20 protein-coding genes are annotated in these 20972 nt (G+C 67.9%); 9 read left to right on the top strand and 11 right to left on the bottom strand.

Going from position 1 to position 20972, the window contains the following annotated elements; translation table 11 throughout:
* The 4 genes from Q4I23_RS06025 to Q4I23_RS06010 all read right to left on the bottom strand — a co-directional run.
* On the bottom strand, positions 1 to 883 hold an 883-nt coding region (locus tag Q4I23_RS06025; protein WP_498525601.1), incomplete at its 3' end, for an ABC transporter ATP-binding protein.
* Positions 884 to 894: 11 nt separating this feature from the next.
* On the bottom strand, positions 895 to 1782 hold the full coding sequence (locus Q4I23_RS06020) for an ABC transporter permease (protein WP_040136983.1): 888 nt from the start codon (positions 1780 to 1782) through the stop codon (positions 895 to 897).
* A gap of 4 nt (positions 1783 to 1786) precedes the next feature.
* Entirely contained in the window at positions 1787 to 2725 is a 939-nt protein-coding gene (locus tag Q4I23_RS06015) for an ABC transporter permease (RefSeq protein ID WP_137105776.1), read from the bottom strand.
* A 2-nt stretch (positions 2726 to 2727) separates the two neighbouring features.
* Complete coding sequence (locus Q4I23_RS06010) at positions 2728 to 4311, bottom strand: ABC transporter substrate-binding protein (protein WP_498525600.1); 1584 nt, start codon at positions 4309 to 4311, stop codon at positions 2728 to 2730.
* Between the two features lie 346 nt (positions 4312 to 4657).
* Here Q4I23_RS06010 and Q4I23_RS06005 point away from each other — a divergent pair, with 346 nt between their 5' ends.
* The 4 genes from Q4I23_RS06005 (at position 4658) to Q4I23_RS05990 (ending at position 8791) form a co-directional block, all read left to right on the top strand.
* Positions 4658 to 5287 (top strand): isochorismatase family protein, encoded by a 630-nt coding sequence (locus tag Q4I23_RS06005; RefSeq protein ID WP_498525599.1) that lies wholly within the window; start codon positions 4658 to 4660, stop codon positions 5285 to 5287.
* 101 nt (positions 5288 to 5388) lie between these two features.
* Positions 5389 to 6789: an amidase gene (locus Q4I23_RS06000; RefSeq protein ID WP_498525598.1), complete on the top strand. Its 1401-nt coding sequence runs from the start codon at positions 5389 to 5391 to the stop codon at positions 6787 to 6789.
* 26 nt (positions 6790 to 6815) lie between these two features.
* Complete coding sequence (locus tag Q4I23_RS05995; protein WP_498525597.1) at positions 6816 to 8099, top strand: amidase; 1284 nt, start codon at positions 6816 to 6818, stop codon at positions 8097 to 8099.
* Between the two features lie 182 nt (positions 8100 to 8281).
* On the top strand, positions 8282 to 8791 hold the full coding sequence (locus Q4I23_RS05990; protein ID WP_498525596.1) for a GFA family protein: 510 nt from the start codon (positions 8282 to 8284) through the stop codon (positions 8789 to 8791).
* Between the two features lie 19 nt (positions 8792 to 8810).
* Here Q4I23_RS05990 and Q4I23_RS05985 read toward each other — a convergent pair whose 3' ends face one another.
* A complete protein-coding gene (locus tag Q4I23_RS05985; RefSeq protein WP_014242063.1) occupies positions 8811 to 9584 on the bottom strand; it encodes an ABC transporter permease in 774 nt (257 codons plus the stop codon).
* Complete coding sequence (locus Q4I23_RS05980) at positions 9581 to 10507, bottom strand: ABC transporter ATP-binding protein (protein ID WP_498525595.1); 927 nt, start codon at positions 10505 to 10507, stop codon at positions 9581 to 9583. The genes Q4I23_RS05985 and Q4I23_RS05980 overlap by 4 nt, the downstream gene beginning before the upstream one ends.
* Positions 10508 to 10733: 226 nt before the next feature.
* Between Q4I23_RS05980 and Q4I23_RS05975 the strand changes: the two genes are divergently transcribed.
* Together Q4I23_RS05975 and Q4I23_RS05970 are read left to right on the top strand one after the other, a co-directional pair.
* Complete coding sequence (locus Q4I23_RS05975; protein ID WP_145704657.1) at positions 10734 to 11417, top strand: HD domain-containing protein; 684 nt, start codon at positions 10734 to 10736, stop codon at positions 11415 to 11417.
* Between the two features lie 189 nt (positions 11418 to 11606).
* The gene (locus tag Q4I23_RS05970) at positions 11607 to 13529 is read left to right on the top strand and encodes an O-linked N-acetylglucosamine transferase, SPINDLY family protein (protein ID WP_498525594.1); all 1923 of its coding nucleotides are present in this window, start codon (positions 11607 to 11609) and stop codon (positions 13527 to 13529) included.
* Positions 13530 to 13634: 105 nt separating this feature from the next.
* Here Q4I23_RS05970 and Q4I23_RS05965 read toward each other — a convergent pair whose 3' ends face one another.
* The gene (locus tag Q4I23_RS05965; RefSeq protein WP_498525593.1) at positions 13635 to 13829 is read right to left on the bottom strand and encodes a hypothetical protein; all 195 of its coding nucleotides are present in this window, start codon (positions 13827 to 13829) and stop codon (positions 13635 to 13637) included.
* 249 nt (positions 13830 to 14078) lie between these two features.
* On the opposite strand from Q4I23_RS05965, the gene Q4I23_RS05960 reads away from it, so the two are divergent.
* Positions 14079 to 14687, top strand: a complete 609-nt coding sequence (locus Q4I23_RS05960) for a helix-turn-helix domain-containing protein (protein ID WP_498525592.1) — start codon at positions 14079 to 14081, stop codon at positions 14685 to 14687.
* Positions 14688 to 14765: 78 nt separating this feature from the next.
* The gene (locus Q4I23_RS05955) at positions 14766 to 15806 is read left to right on the top strand and encodes a DUF808 domain-containing protein (protein ID WP_498525591.1); all 1041 of its coding nucleotides are present in this window, start codon (positions 14766 to 14768) and stop codon (positions 15804 to 15806) included.
* A 207-nt stretch (positions 15807 to 16013) separates the two neighbouring features.
* Here Q4I23_RS05955 and Q4I23_RS05950 read toward each other — a convergent pair whose 3' ends face one another.
* From Q4I23_RS05950 to Q4I23_RS05940, 3 genes are all read right to left on the bottom strand, one after another.
* A complete protein-coding gene (locus Q4I23_RS05950) occupies positions 16014 to 17291 on the bottom strand; it encodes a TRAP transporter large permease (protein WP_498525590.1) in 1278 nt (425 codons plus the stop codon).
* Positions 17288 to 17806, bottom strand: coding sequence for a TRAP transporter small permease (locus Q4I23_RS05945; RefSeq protein ID WP_454016282.1), 519 nt, complete (start codon positions 17804 to 17806; stop codon positions 17288 to 17290). The genes Q4I23_RS05950 and Q4I23_RS05945 overlap by 4 nt, the downstream gene beginning before the upstream one ends.
* A 161-nt stretch (positions 17807 to 17967) precedes the next feature.
* Positions 17968 to 18951: a C4-dicarboxylate TRAP transporter substrate-binding protein gene (locus Q4I23_RS05940; RefSeq protein ID WP_498525589.1), complete on the bottom strand. Its 984-nt coding sequence runs from the start codon at positions 18949 to 18951 to the stop codon at positions 17968 to 17970.
* A gap of 185 nt (positions 18952 to 19136) precedes the next feature.
* Between Q4I23_RS05940 and Q4I23_RS05935 the strand changes: the two genes are divergently transcribed.
* Complete coding sequence (locus tag Q4I23_RS05935; protein ID WP_237907472.1) at positions 19137 to 19856, top strand: GntR family transcriptional regulator; 720 nt, start codon at positions 19137 to 19139, stop codon at positions 19854 to 19856.
* 171 nt (positions 19857 to 20027) lie between these two features.
* Here Q4I23_RS05935 and Q4I23_RS05930 read toward each other — a convergent pair whose 3' ends face one another.
* A complete protein-coding gene (locus Q4I23_RS05930; protein ID WP_454016281.1) occupies positions 20028 to 20918 on the bottom strand; it encodes a LysR family transcriptional regulator in 891 nt (296 codons plus the stop codon).
* Between the last annotated feature and the right edge of the window lie 54 nt (positions 20919 to 20972).

The raw sequence follows: 20972 nt of genomic DNA, 5'->3' as shown, positions 1-20972 counted from the left end.
GCGTATAATCGTCGGCAGCGTCAGATGTGTATAAGAGACAGCTGCGGAACAGCGCGCGGGTGTAGGGGTGGCGGGGGTGGGTAAAGACCTCCTCCATGGAGCCGGTCTCGACCAGCCGCCCGGCGTACATCACCGCCACGTCGTCGGCGTATCTGGCGACCAGCCCGAGGTCGTGGGTGATGAGGACCAGCGCCATGCCGGTCTCCGCCTGGAGGTCGGCGAGCAGGTCGAGGATCTGCGCCTGCACCGTCACGTCGAGCGCCGTGGTCGGCTCGTCGGCGATCAGGATCTTCGGCGACAGGGCGATGGCCATGGCGATCAGCACGCGCTGGCGCTGCCCGCCGCTGAGCTGGTGCGGGTAGTCGTCCACCCGCCGCGCCGGGTCGGGGATCTGGACGCGGGCCAGCAGTTCGATGGCGCGGGCGCGGGCGGCGGAGCGGCCGATGCGCTGGTGGGCCCGCAGCACCTCGACGATCTGCTCGCCGATGGTGAAGACGGGGTTCAGCGCGGTCAGCGGGTCCTGGAAGATCATCGAAATGACCGCCCCGCGCAGGCGGCGCAGCCGCTCCGGCGGCTGGTGCAGGATGTCGGCGCCGTCGATCCGCACCTCGCCGCGGCGGACGCGGCCCGGCGCCGCGACGAGGCCGAGCGCCGACAGGAAGGTCATCGACTTGCCCGACCCGGACTCGCCGACCACCGCCAGCGTGCCGCCGGCCCGCACGGCGAGCGACACGCCGTCGATGACGGTGACCGGCCCGTCGTCGCCGGGAAAGACCGTAGTCAGGTCGCGCAGTTCCAGGGCGACCGGGCGGGGAGCCGTGGCGGGGGCGACGGGAGCCGCCGGCGCCACGGCATGAAGGTTCGGCATGGCCTTGTTTGGCATGGGGGGCGTCCTCACAGCACACGCCCCGACGAACGGCGCATCTGCGGGTCGAGCGTGTCGCGCAGGCCGTCCCCCAGCAGGTTCAGGGCGACCACCATCACCGCGATGCAGATCCCCGCCGACAGCGAGATCAGCGGGTTGGAGGCCAGGAAGCTCTGCCCGTCGGCGATGACGTTGCCCCAGGTCGGGGCCGGCGGCTGGACGCCGAGGCCGAGGAAGCTCAGGCCCGCTTCGGCCAGGATGGCGGTTGCGGCGCTGACCGTGGCGACCACGATCACCGGCGGCAGGCTGTTCGGCACGACGTGCAGGAACAGCAGCCGCATCGTGCCCATGCCAATGGCCCGCGACGCCTCGACGTAGGTGCGCGGCTTGATGGTCAGCACGACCGCCCGCATCACCGCGGCGACCCGCGGCGTGAAGGCCAGCGCCACCGCGATGATGACTGACTCCAGTGAGGAGCCGCGGGCCGCCACCAGCGCCAGCGCCAGCAGGAAGCCGGGGAAGGCCAGCAGGATGTCGATGATCGAGACGGTCACCCGCTCGACCCAGCCGCCGAAGAAGCCGGCGACGGCGCCGATCACCATCCCCAGCGACAGCGACAGCGCCATCACCGCGACGGCGACCTGGAGAGAGATGCGCGTGCCCCAGATCAGGCGGGACAGCACGTCGCGCCCGAACTGGTCGGTGCCCAGGAGATGAGCCGCCGAGGGCGGGGCCAGCGTGTTGGCGAGGTCGGTCTCAAGCGGCGACATCGGGGCGATCCACGGGGCCGCCACCGCCACGATCAGCAGCAGGGTCAGCAGGATCACGCCGATCAGGAAGCCCGGATGGCGGAAGTAGCGCATCAGGGACGACCGCCGCGCCGAAGCGGAGGCGGAGAGGGTTGCTGTGGCTGCCATGGGGTCACCGTGTGGACAGGCGCGGATCGACCAGCCCGTAGGCGAGGTCGAGCAGGCTGTTGACGAGGACGACGGCGACGGCCAGCACCAGCACGCCCGCCTGGACGAGCTGGTAGTCGCGGGCCGAGACCGCCTTCAGGATCATCGAGCCGATGCCGGGCCGGCTGAACACCACCTCGATCAGGATGGCGCTGCCCAGCGACCAGGCGAAGGTCACCCCGACGATGGCGAGGATCGGCACAAGCGCGTTCTTCAGCGCCAGCCGCCACACCACCCGGCGCTCCGGCACCCCCATCGCGCGGGCGACGCGGATGCAGTCCTGGCCCAGCACCTCCAGCATCGCCGAGCGGGTCAGGCGGGTGATGTAGGCCGCGACCGAGATGCCCAGCACCCCCGCCGGAAGCACCAGATGGTGCAGGTGGGTGAGGACCCCACCGCCCGAGCTGGCCCCCAGCGCCGGGAACCATTTCAGCTCCTGCGAGAACAGCAGGACGGAGGCGAGGCCGAGCCAGAAGACCGGGAAGGAGATGCCGAACAGCGCGACGATCATGATCAGCATGTCGCTCCACGATCCCTGGCGCTCCGCCGTGAGGATGCCGAGCGGGATGCCGATCGCCACCGCCACCGCGAGCCCGGCGAAGGCCAGGATCGCGGAGTCGGGAAGGCTGAACAGGATCTCCTCCAGCGCCGGGCGGCCGGTGACCACCGACGACCCGAAATCCCCGGTGACGGCGCGCAGCACGTAGAGCCCGTACTGCACGTAGACCGGCTGGTCGAGCCCAAGCTGGGCGCGCAGCGTCGCCAGCGCCTCCTCGGTGGCGTAGTCGCCCAGCATGTACTGGGCGGGGTCGCCGGGGATCATCCGGACCAGGAAGAAGGTCACGGTCACGATGCCGAACACCGTGATCGCGAGCTGCGAGAGTTGGCGAAGAAGCCGGTCCATTCTCAGGCCTCCAGCAGCGAGACCGGATAGGCGCTCATCGTGAACAGGGAGTTCTGGACGAAGCCGGAAACCTTCTTGGTGTGGGCGATGTACAGGTGGTCGGCGTAGAGGGGGATCACCGGCACGTCGCCCATCACCTTGGCCTGGATCTTCCCGTAGACCTCCTTGCGGGCGGCGTCGCCCTGGGCCTGCCGGGCGGCGGCGATCAGGTCCTCGATGCCCTCGTAATGGGCGGTGTTGAGGCCCGGCGGGAAGGAGGATTTGGCGAACAGCGACAGGATCGGGCTGTCCGGGTCGGGCGCGCCGACGACGCCGGTGATGCAGGTCGGCACCGTGCCCTTGTTGCGCGCCTGGAGGTAGGCGCCGCGCTCCAGCACCTTGATCTTGGCGTCGATGCCCACGGCGGCGAGGTCGCTGGCGATCGGCACGACGATCTTGTCGTAGGGGTTGGCGCCCGGCGCCACGAGGTCCAGCGTGAAGGCCCCCACCCCGGCCTCCTTGAGCAGCGCCTTGGCCTTCGCCGGGTCGTAGGGGAACAGCGGGACCTGATCGGTGAATTCCTGGAACGCCTGGGTGAGGAAACCGCTGGCCTCCGACTTGGTGCCCTTGAAGAAGCCGTCGATCAGCGCCTTGCGGTTGATGGCGTGGTAGATCGCCTGCCGCACCCGTACATCGCCCAGCGGCTTGATCGAGGTGTTGAGGACGAGGTTGATCGTGTGGTTGGCGTCACGGTCGTGCACGGTGACCAGACCGCCGCCCTTCAGCCGCTGGATAACCTCCGGCTGCTGCAGGCCGAAGAAGATGTCGATCTCGCCGTTCTCCAGGGCGATGGCCGCCGCCGTCTCGTCCTTGATGACGCGGAACTGCACCTCCTCGACCTTCGGGGCGCCCGCGAAATAGTCCTTGTTGGCGGACAGCTTGACCTCGCGGCCCGGCGCCCAGTTCTGGAACACGAAGGGGCCGGTGCCGATGGGGTTCAGCGCGAAGGCCTTGTCGCCGATCTCGCCCAGCGCCTTGCGGCTGACGATCCAGCCCTGATTGAAGGCCGACACCTTGTGCAGGAAGCCGGAGTTCGGCTCCTTCAGCGTAATGACAACCTTGTCAGGGGACGGCGTCTCGATGGACTTGATGGAGGCGAGCTGCCCGCTGTAGCTGCTGCCGGTTTGCGGGTCCAACACGCGCTCGAACGAGAACTTCACATCGTCGGAGGTGAAGGGACCGAAGCCCTTGTGCCAGGTGACGCCGCTGCGCAGGGCGAAGCTGTAGACGGTGCCGTCGCCGGAGATGTCCCAGCCGGTGGCGAGGTCGGGGACGATGGCGTTGCTCGCCTCGTCATACTTGACCAGCCCGTTGAAGATCTGGGTGGCGACCGTCTGGTTCTCGATCTGGAAGATGCGGGCGGGATCCAGGTTGCCGATGTCGCTGCCGATGCGCACCCGCAGGACCGGCGGCGCCGCCGACGCCGGCAGAGGCCAGCCGCTGCCCGCCGCCAGGGCGCCGGCGGCCAGCAAGGTGCCGAACTGGCGGCGGTTGACGCCGCTCCGCTCGCTCCGGCCGGCGCGTTCCTTGCGATTGATCCCGTCCATAAGCCTGCTCCTCTGTGTCAAAGATTTTACGGGCAGCGCTAAGATTTGTCCGGTCTACTTTTGCACACAATCTGCGCTGGACCCTTATGCCCGACCAAATTCGCAGGAATCGTGCCATCCTGCGACAGGCTGTCGCAGTCCGCGTGTAAATCATTTTAAATCAGCAATTTAGCGATGGGTTTCGTGGCATTGCTTATGAATACAGCAATATGCATATCTGCGCAAAAGACGGGCAGAGGCGGGTTTGAAATGGTGAAACTATGGACTTTGAATGCAAAAAAACCTCGTTGTATGCTGGTTGGGCGCCCGTGATGCGGCGCAGCAGCGGAAGAAGGAACCTCCTGAAATGAGCGATCTTTCCATCTACGAGCGCCAGGGCATCGGCAAGCCGCTCGGCTTCGGCCACAAGTGCGCCCTCCTCATCATCGACTTCCAGATCGGTTTCACGCGCGAGGACGCCTTCGGCGGCTTCAACATCAACAGCGCCATCACCGCCACGGGAAAGTTGCTCGGACATGTTCGTCCCTTGGGCATGCCGATCGCCCACGCCTGCTTCATCGCGCCGGAGGCTCCGGGCGGCATCGGCCCGTTCGGCGAGAAGATTCCGTCGCTGCTGACCCTGACCGCCGACTCGCCCGACGTCGCCTTCGCTCCGGAGGTCGCACCGCTGCCCAACGAGTTCATCGTGCGCAAGCAGCACGCCTCGGCCTTCTTCGGCACCGCCCTGTCATCCTGGCTGCGGGCGAACGCGGTCGACACGCTGCTGGTCACCGGCTGCACGACCTCGGGCTGCGTGCGGGCCAGCGTGATCGACGCCTCCGCCCACGGGCTGCGCCCGATCATCGTGGAGGAGTGCGTGGGCGACCGGGCGGAGGAGCCGCACCGCGCCAACCTGTTCGACATGGGCAAGAAATACGCCGACGTGATGCCGCTGGACGCGGTCATCGCCCATCTGGCGATGGCGGACGCCGCCTGATCCGGCGGTTCCGTCCCTAAGCGCAACGAAGCGACTCAACAGGCCGTCGCCGGAGCAGTTCGTCCGAAGCCATCCGGCACGCGAGCGGAAAGCAGCAACGCATGTCCGAACTTTCGACAACGCATCCGGCCCGGTCCGGCGGCGGCAGCCCCTCCATGCCCGGCGCCAGCGAGGCGGAGACCCGCGCCCGCCTCACCCGCATCGAGAGCCTGAACCCGATCGTCAACGCCCTGCTGGCGGTGGACGCCGGCGGGGCGATCCACCGGGCGCGGGCGCAGGACGAGGCACGGGCGGCGGGCGACTGGCCCGGCCTGCTGGACGGGGTGACCGTCACCGTCAAGGACTGCTTCGAACTGGCCGGGGAGACGACCAGCTACGGCTCCTCCGAACGCTTCGCCCGGATGGGGCATCGGGACGCTCCGCTGATCCGCCGCCTGCGCGACGCCGGCGCCATCCTGGTCGGGCGCAACAACCTGTCCGAATTCTGCCTGGGCTCGACGAACCAGAACGAGCATCACGGCCCCTGCCGGAATCCCTGGGACACCGGGCGGGTGCCCGGCGGGTCGAGCGGCGGATCGGCGGCGTCGGTCGCCGCCGGGCTGTGCCGGGTCTCCATCGGCACCGACACCGGCGGCTCCATCCGCATCCCGGCGGCGCTCTGCGGGGTGGTCGGGTTGCGGCCCAGCGTCGGCCGGGTGTCCAACGTCGGCATGATCCCGTGCAGCGTCGATTTCGACACCGTTGGCCCGCTGGCCTATTCGGTCGCCGACGTGGCGCGCGCCTTCGCCGCCATCGCCGGATACGACCCGGAGGACCCCAATTCGGTCGACGTGCCGCTCGGCAATTTCCTGCCGGATTTGAAGGCGGGGATCGCCGGCACGCGCATCGGGCTTCCGCGCAACTTCTACTTCGACACTCTCCAGCCCGCGGTGGCGGAGCGGGTGCGCGCGGCGGCGGCGGTGCTGGAGAAGGCCGGCGCCGTCCTGGTCGACATCACCATTGAGGACGCGGAGGTGGCGCAGGCCCGCACCGCCTTCTCGCTGCTCGTCGCCGACATGGCGCAGTATCACCTCGACAAGATGGAGACCGCCCCGGAGTCCATCGGGCCGGAGGTGCTGCGCCGCCTGCAGCTCGGTTTGCCGGTGAGCGGCGTGCAATACGCGGAATCGAGGCGCTGGCTGGCGTCCTGGAAGCTGCGGTTCCGCACGCTGTTCGAGCGGGTGGACCTGATCCTCACCCCGACCACCCCCATCGTGGCCCCGCGCATCTACGACAGCGCCGACATGATCGAGGCGACGCGGGCGGTCAGCCGCTTCACCTACGGCTTCGGCGCGCTCGGCCTGCCCGCCATGTCGGTGCCCTGCGGCTTCGACGGCGACGGGATGCCGGTGGGCATGCAGATCGTCGGGCGCTGGTTCGACGAGCCCCTGGTCTTCCGCGCCGGGATGGCGTTCCAGGCGGTGACCGACCACCACCGCCAGCGCCCTGCTCTGCCCGCCTGACGTCTGACTCACCGAAAGGACCCGCCATGGAACCGTTCGAACTCACGGCCAGCGCGGCCGCCCACGCCATCCGCGACGGCCGCCTGACCAGCGAGGCGCTGATCCGCTCCTGCCTGGAGCGCATCACGGCCCGCGACGCGGAGGTGCGCGCCTGGATCACCGTCGATCCCGCCTTGGCGCTGGCCGCCGCGCGGGAGGCCGACAAGCGTCCCGCCGCCGGCCCGCTGCACGGCCTGCCCTTCGGCGTGAAGGACGTGATCGACACCGCCGACCTGCCGACCACCCAGAACTCGCCGATCTTCCAGGGCCACCGGCCCGCCCGCGACGCCGCCTGCGTGTCCATCGCGCGCAGCGCCGGGGGCATCCTGCTGGGCAAGACCGACACGGTGGAGTTCGCCTCCGGCGGGCGCAAGGCGGCAACGCGCAACCCGGTCAACCTCGCCCACACGCCGGGCGGCTCCTCCTCCGGGTCGGGGGCGGCGGTCGGCGACCGGCATGTGCCGCTGGCCTTCGGCACCCAGACCGGCGGCTCGCACATCCGTCCCGCCGCCTTCAACGGCATCTACGGTTTCAAGCCGACCTGGGGCGTGGTCAGCCGCGAGGGGATGAAGCACTACGCGGTGTCCCTCGACACGCTCGGCTGGTACGGGCGTTCGGTCGCGGACCTCGCGCTGATGGCCGAGGCGTTCCAACTGGAGGGCATGGGCGCGACTCCGCCGGTCACCCTGGCGGGCTTGCGCGTCGGGCTCTGCCGCTCCCCCGTCTGGTCGCGCATCGAGCCGGCGGGCGAGGCGGCGCTGCTGCTCGCTGCCCGGCGGCTTGAGGAGGCCGGAGCGGTGGTCGTACCCTTCGAGCTGCCGGACGCGTTCTCGACCCTGGCCGAGGTGCAGGACGTGATCCGCCGCGGCGAGGGGCGGGCCTCCTTCCTCGACCTTTACATCAGCGACCGCCACCGGCTGCATTCCGAATTGGCCGACCATTGCGAGCACAACCACGGCATCACCGCACGCACCCTGACCGAGGCCTACGACGTCGCCGACAATTGCCGGCCGCGCTTCGCCGCCCTGTTCGAGTCCATCGACGTGATCCTGACCCCACCCGCGCCGGGCGAAGCGCCGGAGGGGCTGCACACCACGGGCGATCACATCTTCAATTCGATCTGGACGGTGCTGCACGTCCCCTGCCTCGCCATGCCCTGCGGCCGCGGGCCGCGCGGGCTTCCGGTGGGGGTCCAGCTGGTGGCGCCGCGTTTCCAGGACGCCGCGCTGCTGGCGATGGCCGAGGCGATGGCCCCGGTGGTCGACGTCTGAGAGCCGGCGAAATCCCCTCTCCCCGGAGGGGAGAGGGTTCATGAGGCGCGCATGCGATTGCCTGCCCTACTGCCATCCGTGACTTGAAACGACGCCGCGTCCCTCGGAAACTTTCCCGAACCGGGAGGGTTGGATGGATGCGGCGCCGCGGCCGGGCGCCCGAGGATCGGAGGAGAGGACGGATGAAGCTGGACGGGTCCTGCCACTGCGGCGCGGTGCGATTCTCGGTGGACGCCTACGCGCCGGTCCCCTACCTGCGCTGCTACTGCTCGATCTGCCGCAAGACGGCGGGCGGGGGCGGCTACGCCATCAATCTGGGGGCCAAGGCCGACACGCTGGCGGTGACGGGGGCGGAGCACATCACCGTCTTCCACGCCCGCATCGACGGGGAGGAAAGCCCCGGCGAGCGGCGCTTCTGCGCGCGCTGCGGCTCCGCCCTGTGGGTGAGCGACCCGCGCTGGCCGGAGCTGGTCCACCCCTTCGCCAGCGCAATCGACAGCCCCCTGCCGGAGGCGCCGGCCCACGTCCACATGATGCTGGGGTCGAAGGCCAACTGGGTCCCGGTCGAGGCGGGGCCAGGGAACGAGCGCAGCGACGACTACCCGCCGGAATCCCTGGAGGAGTGGCACCGTGCCCACGGGATGCTGGACAAAGGAAAGTCGGGCAGCGGGAAACCGGACGGCGGGGCGTGATCCCCGCCGTCCGGACCGGTCAGTTCTTCAGCTTGTAGCCGGTGCGGAAAATCCACCAGACCGCCGTCAGGCAGAGTGCCAGGAACAGCGCGGTCATGGCGAGGCTGATCCCCACCGGCACGTCGGCCTGGCCGTAGAAGCTCCAGCGGAAGCCGCTGACCAAGTAGACGACCGGGTTGAACAGGGTGATCTTCTGCCACAGCGGCGGCAGCATGCTGATCGAGTAGAAGCTGCCGCCGAGGAAGGCCAGCGGCGTGATGACCAGGATCGGTACGATCTGCAACTTCTCCCAGCCGTCCGCCCAGACACCCAGAATGAAGCCGAACAGGCTGAAGGTGACCGAGGTCAGCACCAGGAAGGCGACCATCCAGAACGGGTGCTGGATCGAGTAGTCGACGAACAGCCGGGCCGTCAGCAGGATCAGAACGCCGAGGATCATCGACTTGGTCGCCGCCGCCCCGACATAGCCGAGCACCGTCTCGAAGGCCGAGATCGGCGCCGACAGCACCTCGTAGATCGTCCCGGAATAGCGCGGCATGTAGATGCCGAAGGAGGCGTTGGATACGCTTTCCGTCAGCACCGACATCATGACGAGGCCGGGCACCAGAAAGGCGCCGTAACTCACACCGTCCACCGCCGTGAAGCGCCCGCCGATGGCCGCGCCGAAGACGATGAAGTAGAGCGAGGTCGAGATGACCGGCGCCGCGATGCTCTGGAACAGCGTGCGCCAGGTGCGGGCCAGCTCGAACAGGTAGATGGCCTTGACCGCATGAAGGTTGATGGGGGAGGTCATGCCCGCTCCTTCACAAGGCTGACGAAGATCTCCTCGAGGGAGCTTTCCTCGGTGTGCAGGTTCGTGAAATCGATGCCGTGGTCGCCCAGCTTGCGGAGAAGCCGGGCAATGCCCGTCTGGTCGTTTTGCGTGTCGAAGCTGTAGACCAGCTCACGCCCGTCGCCGGACAGGGTCAGGGGGTAGCCGGCCAGCTCCGCCGGGATGGACCCCAGCGGGTTCTGGAGCTGCAGGGTCAACAGCCGCTTGCCGAGCTTGCGCATCAGCGCGGCCTTGTCCTCGACCAGCACGATGCGGCCGTTGGAGATGACGCCGATGCTGTCGGCCATCTCCTCCGCCTCCTCGATGTAGTGGGTGGTCAGGATGATGGTCACGCCGCTGTCGCGCAGCCGCCCGATCATCTCCCACATGCCGCGGCGAAGCTCCACGTCCACCCCGGCGGTCGGCTCGTCGAGGAACAGGATGCGCGGCTCGTGCGACAGGGCCTTGGCGATCATCACGCGGCGCTTCATGCCGCCGGACAGCGCCATGACCTTGCTGTCCTTCTTGTTCCAGAGGGACAGGTCCTTCAACACCTTCTCGATGTGGGCAGGATCGGGCGGCTTGCCGAACAGCCCGCGGCTGAAGCTGACGGTTGCCCAGACGCTTTCGAACGCCTCGGTCGTCAGCTCCTGCGGGACGAGGCCGATCAGCGAGCGCGCGGCGCGCCAGTCGCGCACGATGTCGTGCCCGTCGACCATCACGGTGCCCGCGGTGGCGTTGACGATGCCGCAGACGGTGCTGATGAGCGTCGTCTTGCCGGCCCCGTTCGGTCCCAGCAGGGCGAAGATCTCGCCGCGGCGGATGTCGAGATCGACCCCCTTCAGCGCCTGGAAGCCGGTGGCGTAGGTCTTTTCCAGCCCACGCACCTGAATGATCGGCTGCATGTCTCCCCTCTGCCTGTCGGTCGGCCCGTTCCGGGCGGGCGTCACCTTAACGGCGGGACGGCCCGTGGTCATCGGGCATTCGGCGCGACGCAACCATTCCGGATAAGGGGGGCCTGATTTGGGAGTCCCGATTCGGGGTGGGGGATGCCCGCCCACAAATGATTTCGGGACAACAGCCCTGCCCATCCCCATATTATGTAAAAAGCACGAAAGAGGACGAGCGCTCATGCCAAAAGATGTTGTGCTCAGCGATGTCGATGTTTGGGAAAGCTCCATCACCACATGGCTGCGTTCCAACGCGGCCGAGGACCCGGCCCACGACATCGACCATCTTCTTCGCGTCTGGCGCACCGCCAAGGCTCTGGCCGCGGCGGAGGCCGAACGGGAGGGCGGACCGCCACCCGACATGCTCGTCGTGCTGGCCGCGGCCCTGCTCCACGACATCGTGAACGTGCCCAAGGACCATCCGGACCGCAGCCGCGCCTCCCGCCTGTCGGCGGATCGGGCGGAGGAGGTTCTGCGCGGCATGGGCTTCCCGGACGCGCTGATCCCCGCCACCCGCCACGCCATCGAGGCGCACAGCTACTCCGCCGGCATCCCGCCGCTGACCATCGAGGCGAAGCTGGTCCAGGACGCCGACCGGCTGGAAAGCCTGGGGGCCATCGGCATCGCCCGCTGCTTCGCCACCTCCGGCTTGATGAAGCGGGCGCTGTTCCACGGCGAGGACCCGATGGCCGAGACCCGCCCGCTGGACGACCTGCAGTACGCGCTGGACCATTTCAAGGCGAAGCTGCTGCTGCTTCCCAACACCATGCAGACCCCGGCCGGCCGGGCGCGGGCGCAGGAGCGGGCGGCTTTCCTGCTGTCCTTCCAGGTCCAGCTTCTGGCGGAGATCGCCGGGGACGCCTGACGGTCCCGGCACGGCCTGCGTGTGGAAGCAGGTCCGACGACAACGCTCTCCTCCCCAGGGTGGCGCCGCGTTAGCATAACCTTATGGAGCGCGTCGCGGTGGCGGTGCGGCTCGCACGAACCGGACTGCGACGGGCGCAGCCCGGTTCGGTGTGTTGCGTGAACCGAAGCAATCCGGGTTGTATCGACCATGAACAAGAACAGGCAGTCCGGCGGTCTCTCCGCGCCGGACATGCGCAAATTGTCGGACGCACTGGCGCTGGCCCAGAAAGGCGATCTGGGGCGCGCCGTCACGTTGTTCGAACAAGCGACCAGGGGCGCCGCCCTGACTCCGCAGATCGCGGGGTTTGGGCGGGACCTCCATGCGGCGGCCGGCAACGCCGCCTTCGGAAGCCAGCGCTACGACGACGCCTTGAGCGCGTTCGAGCGGGCGCGTCTTTGCGACCCGCATCACCCCGGAATCCTGCTCAACATCGGCAACACCCTGTTCAGGATGGCCGCCTACGACCGGGCCGCCGGGATGCTCGAACAGGCGCGGTCGCTGCACCCGGCGAGTCCGGACACGCTGCTCAGCCTCTCGGCGGCGCTGTTCCAATTGGGACGCCTTGCGGAGGCGGAGCGTCTGGCCCATCAGGCGGCGGCATTGGCGCCGAACGCCCCGGCGGTGTGGTTCAATCTGGGGACCGCCCTCAAGGGGCAGGACAAGCTGGCCGCCGCCGCGGACGCCTACCGCCGCGCGCTGAGGATTGCACCCGGGAACCCGACCGCGACGGTTGGACTGATCCAGACAAAGCAACGGTCTTGCGACTGGTCCAGCTTCGACGACGACGCGGTCGCGCTGGACTCCATCGCCGCGCAGGGCGTGCCGGTCCAGGCCTCCATGATGCTGTCCCACCGCGTGTCCGCCCGGTCGCTCCTGGCGGCGGCGCGGGCGCACGCGCAGACGATCCGGTCGAAGCCGGTGCGGCTGAAGACGAAGCCCAGCAGGACGGGCGTCGCCACCATCGCCTACCTGTCGAACGATTTCCGCCAGCATCCGGTCGCGCAGCTGCTGGCCGAGGTGCTGGAGCTGCATGACCGCTCGCGCTTCCGCGTGCTCGCCTACACCTACGGGCCGGATGACGACAGCGTCGAGCGTGGCCGCATCCGCGAGGGCGTCGACCGTTTCATCGACATCGATCCCCTGACCGCGGAGGAGACCGCCGAAGCGATCCGGCGGGATGGCGTCGACATTCTGATCGACCTCAAGGGCTACACCGGCCACCCGCGGCCGCACATCCTTGCCGCCCGGCCAGCACCGGTGCAGGTCCAGTTCCTGGGTTATCCAGGCACCATGGGCGCGCCCTGGATCGACTACATCGTCGCCGATCCCGTCTCCCTGCCGCCGGAACTGGAAAACGGCTTCACCGAGGCGGTTGCCCGGATGCCGCGCTGCTTCCTGCCGCGGGACCGGCGTCATGGAGTCCCGCCGCCCCCGCCGCGGTCGGCCTGCGGTCTTCCGGCGGATGGCTTCGTGCTCGCCTGCTTCAACAACGCCTACAAGATCACGCCCGAGATCTGGGCCGTCTGGATGGCCTTGCTGCACAAAATCCCCGAAGCGGTGCTGTGGCTTGCCCATGCGACGGCGGAGGCCGAGCGGAACCTGCTTAGAGCCGCCCAATCGGCGGGCATCGCCGCGGACCGCGTCGTTTTCGCGCCCTGGGCGCCGACCCTGGACGATCACCTGTCCCGGCTCCAGAACGCCGACCTGATGCTGGACACCCTGCATTACGGCGCCCACACGACGGCGAGCGACGCGCTGTGGGTGGGGCTTCCGCTGGTGACGTGCCCGGGACACACGCTGCAATCGCGCGTCGCCGCCAGTCTGCTCCACACCGCGGGCCTTCCCGACTTCGTGATGGAATCCCTGGCGCACTACGAAAGCGCGGTTCTTCATTGGGCGAACAACCGCGCCGGTCTCGACGCCGTTCGGAAAAGGCTGCGCGCCGAGCGCGACGGCGGGACGCTGTTCGACATGAACGCCTACACGCGCCTTCTCGATCAGGCGTTGCTGACGATGCTGGAGCGCCAGCGCCAAGGCAAGCCGCCGACGACCTTCACCGTCGCCGGATAAAACAGCGCACAAAACGAAAAAGGACCGCTCCGGAGGAGTCGGTCCTTTTTTCCGGCCCGGATGGGCGGGCCGCCGCGTCGTGGGGCCGGAAGGCCCTGGCGCCGGTCATTCGCGCATCAGCGTCGGCAGGTCGAGCGTGGAGGTGCTGGCCGCCGGAGCGTAGGTGCCGGACGACACCGCCTGGTATACGATATACAGCGGAGTGGCCGAGAACCAAGCGCTGGCGAATTCCGTAACACCCTTGGCGATGTTCGACAGAAGGCCGTCGTGATGGCTGTGATGGGCGGAAGCGTAAGCCATGATGTGTCTCCTCTTTGCTGATGGGGTTATTGTGCCGTGGTATACCCGATACCAGAAGCGCTATGCCCGCAGATCAGCAAGACCGAAAAATTACAGCTGCCTCAAGCGTTTAGAATCGGAACAGTCGGCTTGGCGAACCAAAATTTTGGATACTCCGGTATGACTTCTCCCACAGGATTGCGTATGTGTTTGCCGGGGAATCGCGTATTCTCCGATCATTACCCCTGGAGATAATCTGGAGAGCCGTCTGTGCCGGTGCATGAGTGGCCGCAGATCGTGCGCGCGTTGCGAAGGCTGCACGGCCTGACCGCCGCGCAGTTCGCCGTCATGCTGGCCACCACCGAGGAAACCGTCGCCCGCTGGGAATCCGGCGCCACCTTGCCCGACCCGCGGGAGCAGGCGCTGTTGCGCGACGTGCTGACCGGCCATTTCCGGCACCACCCCACCTTCCTCGGCCTGAAGGCGATGGTGCGGAGCATGGGCGAGAAATGCACCCTCTACACACCCGGCCTGATCGCTCAGGCTGTGTCCCCGCCGCTGGCCCGCTGGATCGAGCGGCACCGCTTCGACATCGTCGGTTCCTCCCTGCTGCCACGCATCGACGGGCTGACCGCGGAGATGATGGAGCGCTACGCGCTGCCCATGCTGGAAGGAACGAACGACGTCCTGTCGGTCACCTACAACGACCGGGCCGTGGCCTTCCGCAACGCCGTCATCAGCCGGCGGCTGAGCGTCGTCCCGGTGGACGGCGTGCGCGTCCTCGTGTTGGTCGACCGGGTGCTCTATCTGGACGACGGCCGGGATATGCCGGACCCGGATCTCCACATGCTCACCGCCGACGAGTTGGTCGACGACTGACCGCCCCTCCGAAGGTCCGGCTTGCCCCCGGCGGCGTTGTCTGCTCCATGGACGCCGATACGGAGGGGAGCCAAAGCCTTGAGCACAGGATTGATCGCGTTGCTGGACGATGTGGCCGGGTTGGCGAAAGTCGCCGCCGCCTCGCTGGACGATGCCGCCGGACAGGCGGCGCGGGCAGGGGCCAAGGCCGCCGGGGTGGTGGTGGACGACGCCGCGGTGACGCCGCGCTACATGGTCGGCTTCACCGCCGACCGTGAACTGCCGATCATCGGCAAGATCGCGCTGGGCTCGCTGAAGAACAAGCTGGTGTTCCTGCTGCCCCTGGCGCTGGCGCTCAGCCTCGTGGCGCCCTGGGCGATCACGCCGCTGCTGATGCTGGGCGGCGGCTTTCTCTGCTACGAAGGTGCGGAGAAGGTCTGGGAGGCACTGCGCCCCCACGCGGCGCATCACGACGCGGAGGGACCAGGCGCCGCGGGGCAGGAAGCCGCGCAGTTCGAGCGGGAGAAGGTCAACAGCGCCATCAAGACCGACCTGATCCTGTCGGCGGAGATCATGGCCATCGTCCTGTCCACAGTCGCCGCCGAAACCTCGTCCTTCTGGATGCAGGCCGCCGTCCTTGCCATCGTCGGGGTGGGAATCACGGCGCTGGTCTATGGCGCGGTGGCGCTGATCGTGAAGGCGGACGACGTCGGCCTGTCGCTGGCGCAGAACGGGCGTCCGGCGGCCAGCCTCCTGGGGTTGCGCACCCTCTCCCCCGGCGCTCCGGGCGGGGCCGACCGAACGCTCGCCCCGGTCACCCAGGCGATCGGGCGTGGGCTGGTCAAGGGGATGCCGGTCTTCCTGAAGCTGCTCGCCCTGGTCGGCACCGCGGCCATGCTGTGGGTCGGCGGCGGCATCGTCATCCATGGGCTGGAGGGCTTCGGCCTGACAGCGGTCGGGCACGCGATCCATGGCGCCGCCGTAGCGGCGGGAGAGGCCGTGCCGACGGCGAAGGCCGCGGTGGAATGGCTGGTCGGGGCGGCCGGGGCCGGGGTGTTCGGCTTGTTGCTGGGCGCCCTGCTGATCCCCCTGGTGCACAAGGTGATCGAGCCGCTCTGGGGCATGGTGAAAGGCAAATAGAGCGTCTGGAAGCGCGAAGGGGCGGCCCTGCCCGGACCGCCCCTTGGCGTTTGCCCTTCACACGCGGCCCTGCCCCGTTTCCACAATGACAAGGACGCTCCATGGACGGGGCTTGGTGTGCCCGGACCGGCCGTGGGTCCGCCGAGAGATCGGAGCGCCATATACTAGTATATCAGCGCCCCATCCCAAGGCAAGCCCCCTCTTCCCTTACATCAGCATGTTCGGCAGGAACAGCACCAGCCCCGGCCAGAGTGCCAGCACGGCGACCAGAGCGATGACTGTGCCGACGAAGGGCAGCGATTCGACGATGTATTCCTCGACCGGGCAGTCGAGCAGGCTGCACACCGTGTACATCGCCACACCCACCGGCGGCGTCATCGAGCCCAGCGTGACGATGGTCATCATCAGGATGCCGAAATGCACCGGATCGACGCCCAGCGGCGTGACGATGGGCAGGAAGATCGGCGTCAGCAGCAGGACCAGCACCGTGCTTTCGACGAACAGCCCGGCGATGAACAGGAAGATCAGGATCAGCGCCACCACCATCAGAGGATTGGTGGTGAGCTGGGTCATCGCCTCGGCGATGGTCTGGGGCGCCTGCTCGAAGATGATGGCGTAACCGACCATGCCCGAGAACAGGATAATGAGCATGATCAGGCCGGTGTCCACCACCGCTTCCTGAAGCGCCTCGGCCACCGCGGCCCAGGTCAGCTCCCGGTGCAGCAGGAAACCGACGACGGCGGCGTAGACGACGGCGAAGGCGCCGACCTCCGACGGGGTGAACAGGCCGCCGCGGATGGCGAACAGCAGAGCCACCGGGAACAGCAGCGCCCATTTCGCGTCGGCCATCGCCCGCCACACGGCGCGCAGGGTCGGCCGCTCCGCCATCTCCGGACGGTAGCCGCGTCGCTTGGCGATCAGCCAAACCGTCAGCATCAGCCCGGCCATCATCAACAGACCTGGAATGACGCCGGCCAGGAACAGCCGGCCGATCGACACGTTGCCGACGAAGCCGTAGAGAATCAGACCAAGGCTGGGCGGGATCGTCGCGGTGATCAGCGAGCCGACCGCAATGGTGGCCGAGGTGAAGCCTTTCGAATAGCCGCGGGCGATCAGACTGGGGCCGAGGATGCGGGCCTCCATCGCGGCGTCGGCAACCGCCGAGCCGGAGACGCCGCCCATCAGCGTGGACAGCACGATGCAGACCTGCGCCAGCCCGCCGGACATCCAGGACACCAGCACGTTGGAACAGTTGATCAGGCGGCTGGTGATGCCCGTCCGGTTCATCATGTGACCGGCCAGCACGAAGAAGGGCACGGCCAGCAGTGGGAAGCTCTGCGAGGCCGAGGCGACCTGCTGCACCCCGATGGACATCGGGATGATGTCGTTCGTGGCGAAGAAGGAGAAGCCGGCGATGCCGATGGCGAAGGCGATCGGAAGCCCGAAGGCCATCAGCGCGAAGAAGGTGACGGCAAGAAGGGTCACGGCACGACCTCCTCGATGTCGCCGGCCTTGGGGGCCGGCGCGAAGACCGGTTTGGGATGGCTGCGCAGCTCGCGCAGCGTTTCCAGGATCTGGCCGGTCAGCGTGACAGCCAGCAGCAGGCAGCCCACCGGCACCGCCGATGTCACGAAGGCGTAGCTGATGCCGCTGTCGCCGAACTGGCGCTCCAGGTTCAGCATGGTCAGCCGGTAGCCCATCACCGTCATGGTGATGAGAAAGGCGAGGACCAGCACACCGAGCACCAAATCGAGCATGGCCCGGCTGGAGGCCGGAAGACGCTTGACCAGATAGTCGATGCCGATGTGGGCGCGCTTGCGCAGCGCCATGTCGGCGCCGAGGAAGGCGACCCAGACGAACAGGAGCTGCGCCACGTCCACCGACCAGACCAGGGGATGGCCGAACCAGCGCATAACGCCGGCGGCGAAGACGAGCAGGACGATGGCGGCGAGGAGAAGCATCGCCAGGAAGGCTTCCCCCTTGTGAAACAAGGACGACATGATGGCGGTCCCTTGATGGCGGCGGACGGCTTGGATTTAGGAAGCATTGCCCCGCCCCGCCCCTCCCCCGCTTACGCAGGGGAGGGAGAATTTGTCCCCTCCCCTGCGTAAGCGGGGGAGGGTCAGGGAGGGAGCAAGGTCAGCGCGAACCGAACCCCGCGTCAGTTCTGCAGCAGCTTTTCCACTTCCTTGTGGAGTTCCGCGTAGCCCAGCTTCTCGTAGACCGGCGCGGTGGCCTTGCGGAACGGGGTCACGTCGATCTCCTCGATCGTCATGCCCTTGTCCTTCATCTGCTTCTCGAAGTCGGCGAGCGACGCCTGGGTGGCGCGCGACGCGCTGTCGCCGGCCTTCAGCGCTTCTTCCCTGAGGATCGTCTGCTGCTCCGGCGGCAGCTTGTCGAACCAGGCGGCGCTGGTCACGATGCCGGTGATCAGGTTGATGTGGCCGGTCTTGGTGACGTGGTTGGTCACTTCATACAGACGGGAACCGAAGCTGGCCGGATGCTGGGCCTCGACGCCGTCGATCACCTTCTGCTGCAGACCGGTGTAGACCTCCGACCAGCCCATCGGGGTCGGGGTGGCGCCCATGGCGCGGATCGTCTCCATCCACACCGGAGCGCCCGGCGTGCGCATGCGGATGCCGGCGAGGTCTTCCGGACCCTTCACCGACTTGTTGGTCAGCAGGTGCCGCTCGCCCTGCCACCAGTTGAAGGACAGCACCTGATGGCCCGACGCCTTGCGCAGCTTGTCCGACCATTGGTCGAACATCGGCGAGGTGACGACCTTGCGGATGCCGTCGTACCCCTGGGCGAGGTACGGGCCGCCCAGAACGCCGAACTCCTTCACGAAGACGGCGAGACGCCCGCCGTCCACGACGACCGCGACTCCGGCCCCGGCGCGGGCCTGCTCCAGCACGTCCTCGTCCTTGCCGAGCTGCGAGCCGGGGAACAGGCGGACGGCCATCTTGCCGCCGGACCGCGCCTCGACGTTCTTCTTGAACTCCTCCAGCCCCTTGTAGAGCGGGTCCTGCTGGGCCAGCGCCGTGTTGACGCTGAGCGTGTAATCGGCGGCCAGCGCGCCGCCGGCGACGGTGGCCAGCGCAAAGCCGAGAGCGGCGACGCGCCAAGTACGAGTGATGATGCTCATGTTTCCTCCCTTTGAGGACAACGCCTCTTGCACGGAGGCGATTGTTCGATACGCGACTGGTATGGTAGTATACAAGAATGGTGTTGTCCATGGGCTTGCGAACGGTGCAGGATGAATCCGCTGTACAGGATCGTCCGGGCGGGCACCGGCGGGGCGGACGGAAAAAAGAAGGGATTGGGGGGAGCATGTTGAGGAGGATCGAGCCGGATTCGACCGAGCCCGTGGCGCGCCGCGTCTTTCGGGAATTGCGCCACGCCATCGTGACGATGCAGTTTCAGCCCGGCCAGCCGCTGTCCGAGCAGGAGGTTGCGGGGCAGTTGGGCGTCAGCCGCCAGCCGGTGCGCGAGGCCTTCATCAAGCTGAGCGAGTCCGGACTGGTGGTCATCCGCCCGCAGCGCGGCACCTTCGTCGTCAAGATCTCGGCCAAGCAGGTGATGGACGCCCGCTTCGTCCGCGAGGCGGTGGAACTGGCCGTGGCCCGCAAGGCCGGCGAGGGGTTGCCGGCCCGCGCCGTCGCGGAGCTGGAGGCCAACCTGAAGGCGCAGCGCGACGCCGCCACGAGCACCAACCCAGCGGCCTTCCTGGATCTGGACGAAGCCTTCCACCGCACCATCGCGCTGGGGGTCGACTGCGAATACGCTTGGCGGGTGGTGGAGGAAACCAAGGCCCAGATGGACCGCGTGCGCTACCTCAGCCTGCCCCAGGCGACTCCGCTGGACCGGCTGATCGCCCAGCACGAGCAGATCGTCGAGGGCATCCGGGCGCGCTGCCCCGACGCCGCCGAGGCTGCCATGCGCGTGCATCTGCGCGAGATTCTGAACTCCCTGCCCGATCTGGCCCGGCGCTTCCCCGACCTGTTCGACAGCGATTCCACTCCGGCCGAACCGATCGCCGAATCCGCTTGAACGCCGGATGCGGATTGCGCGGTTCGTCTTCGAAGCGCGCGGTGCTTGCATCGGCCCAACACGAAAACGGGGTTCGCCCCGCCGCCGGCCAAAGCCGAATGGGCGAAAGAACAAAGGGGCACGGCCCTGTCCGGCGCCGCGCCCCTTGTTGGCCAACCCGCTGAGCGGGAATTAGAATTGGCTTTCCGCAACCTTTTTGACCAGGAAGTCGCGGAAGACCGCGATGCGCTTGGAATGGCGCAACTCCTCCGGATAAACGAAGAAGGCGTCCACCTTCGACCCGGACTGATCCGGCAGCACCCGAACAACATCGTCCAGGCCGGTCACCAGATAATCGGGCAGCGAGCCGACGCCCAGCCCACTCTCCACGGCGCGGAAGATCGCGTACAGGTTGTTAACCTGAAGAACCGTCCGGTCGCGGGCCACCGGATCGGTCACCAGATCGCGCAGCCAGTGGGTGTTGGCGAAGGGCGGGCGCAGTTCCTGCGGATAGGTCACCAAGTCGTGCGAGGCGAGATCGGCCACCGTCTGCGGCTCTCCCTTCCGGTCCAGGTAGCGGCGGTGCGCGTAGAGGTGAGAGCGGAAGGTCATCAGATGACGCTGGATCAGGTCGGGCTGGCGCGGTGGGCTGACGCGGATCGCCACGTCGGCCTCGCGCATGCCCAGATCCAACTCCGTGTCGGTGATCAGCAGGGTGAGCTGGATGTCCGGGTAGAGCGCCAGGAATTCTCCGATGCGCGGGGTCAGCCATGTCGAACCGAAGGCCGCCGTGGCCGTCACCTTCAACGGCCCCTTGGCGGCGTCCTTGCTCTCGCTCAGCATCGCCTGGGTCATCGACAGCTTCGCGAAGATGTCGCGCGCCGCGTGATTCAGCAACTCGCCCTGCTCGGTCAGGATCAGCCCGCGGGCGTGCCGGTGGAACAGCGGAACGCCGAGGCTGTCCTCCAGCGCGCTGATCTGCCGGCTGACCGCCGATTGGCTGAGGTTGAGGGCCTCGCCGGCGTGGGTGAAGCTGCCGGCCTCGGCCACAGCATGGAACACCCGCAACTTGTCCCAGTCCATCATCCCGTCCTGCTTCCCGATGCCTTTGCCTGTTGATCGGGGTCTGTCAGCGGG

This window comes from Azospirillum sp. UFLA03-27 (genome assembly GCF_059803775.1).
Note: the sequence above shows the minus strand (reverse complement) of the source record. Positions and strands in the feature narration are given on the sequence as shown.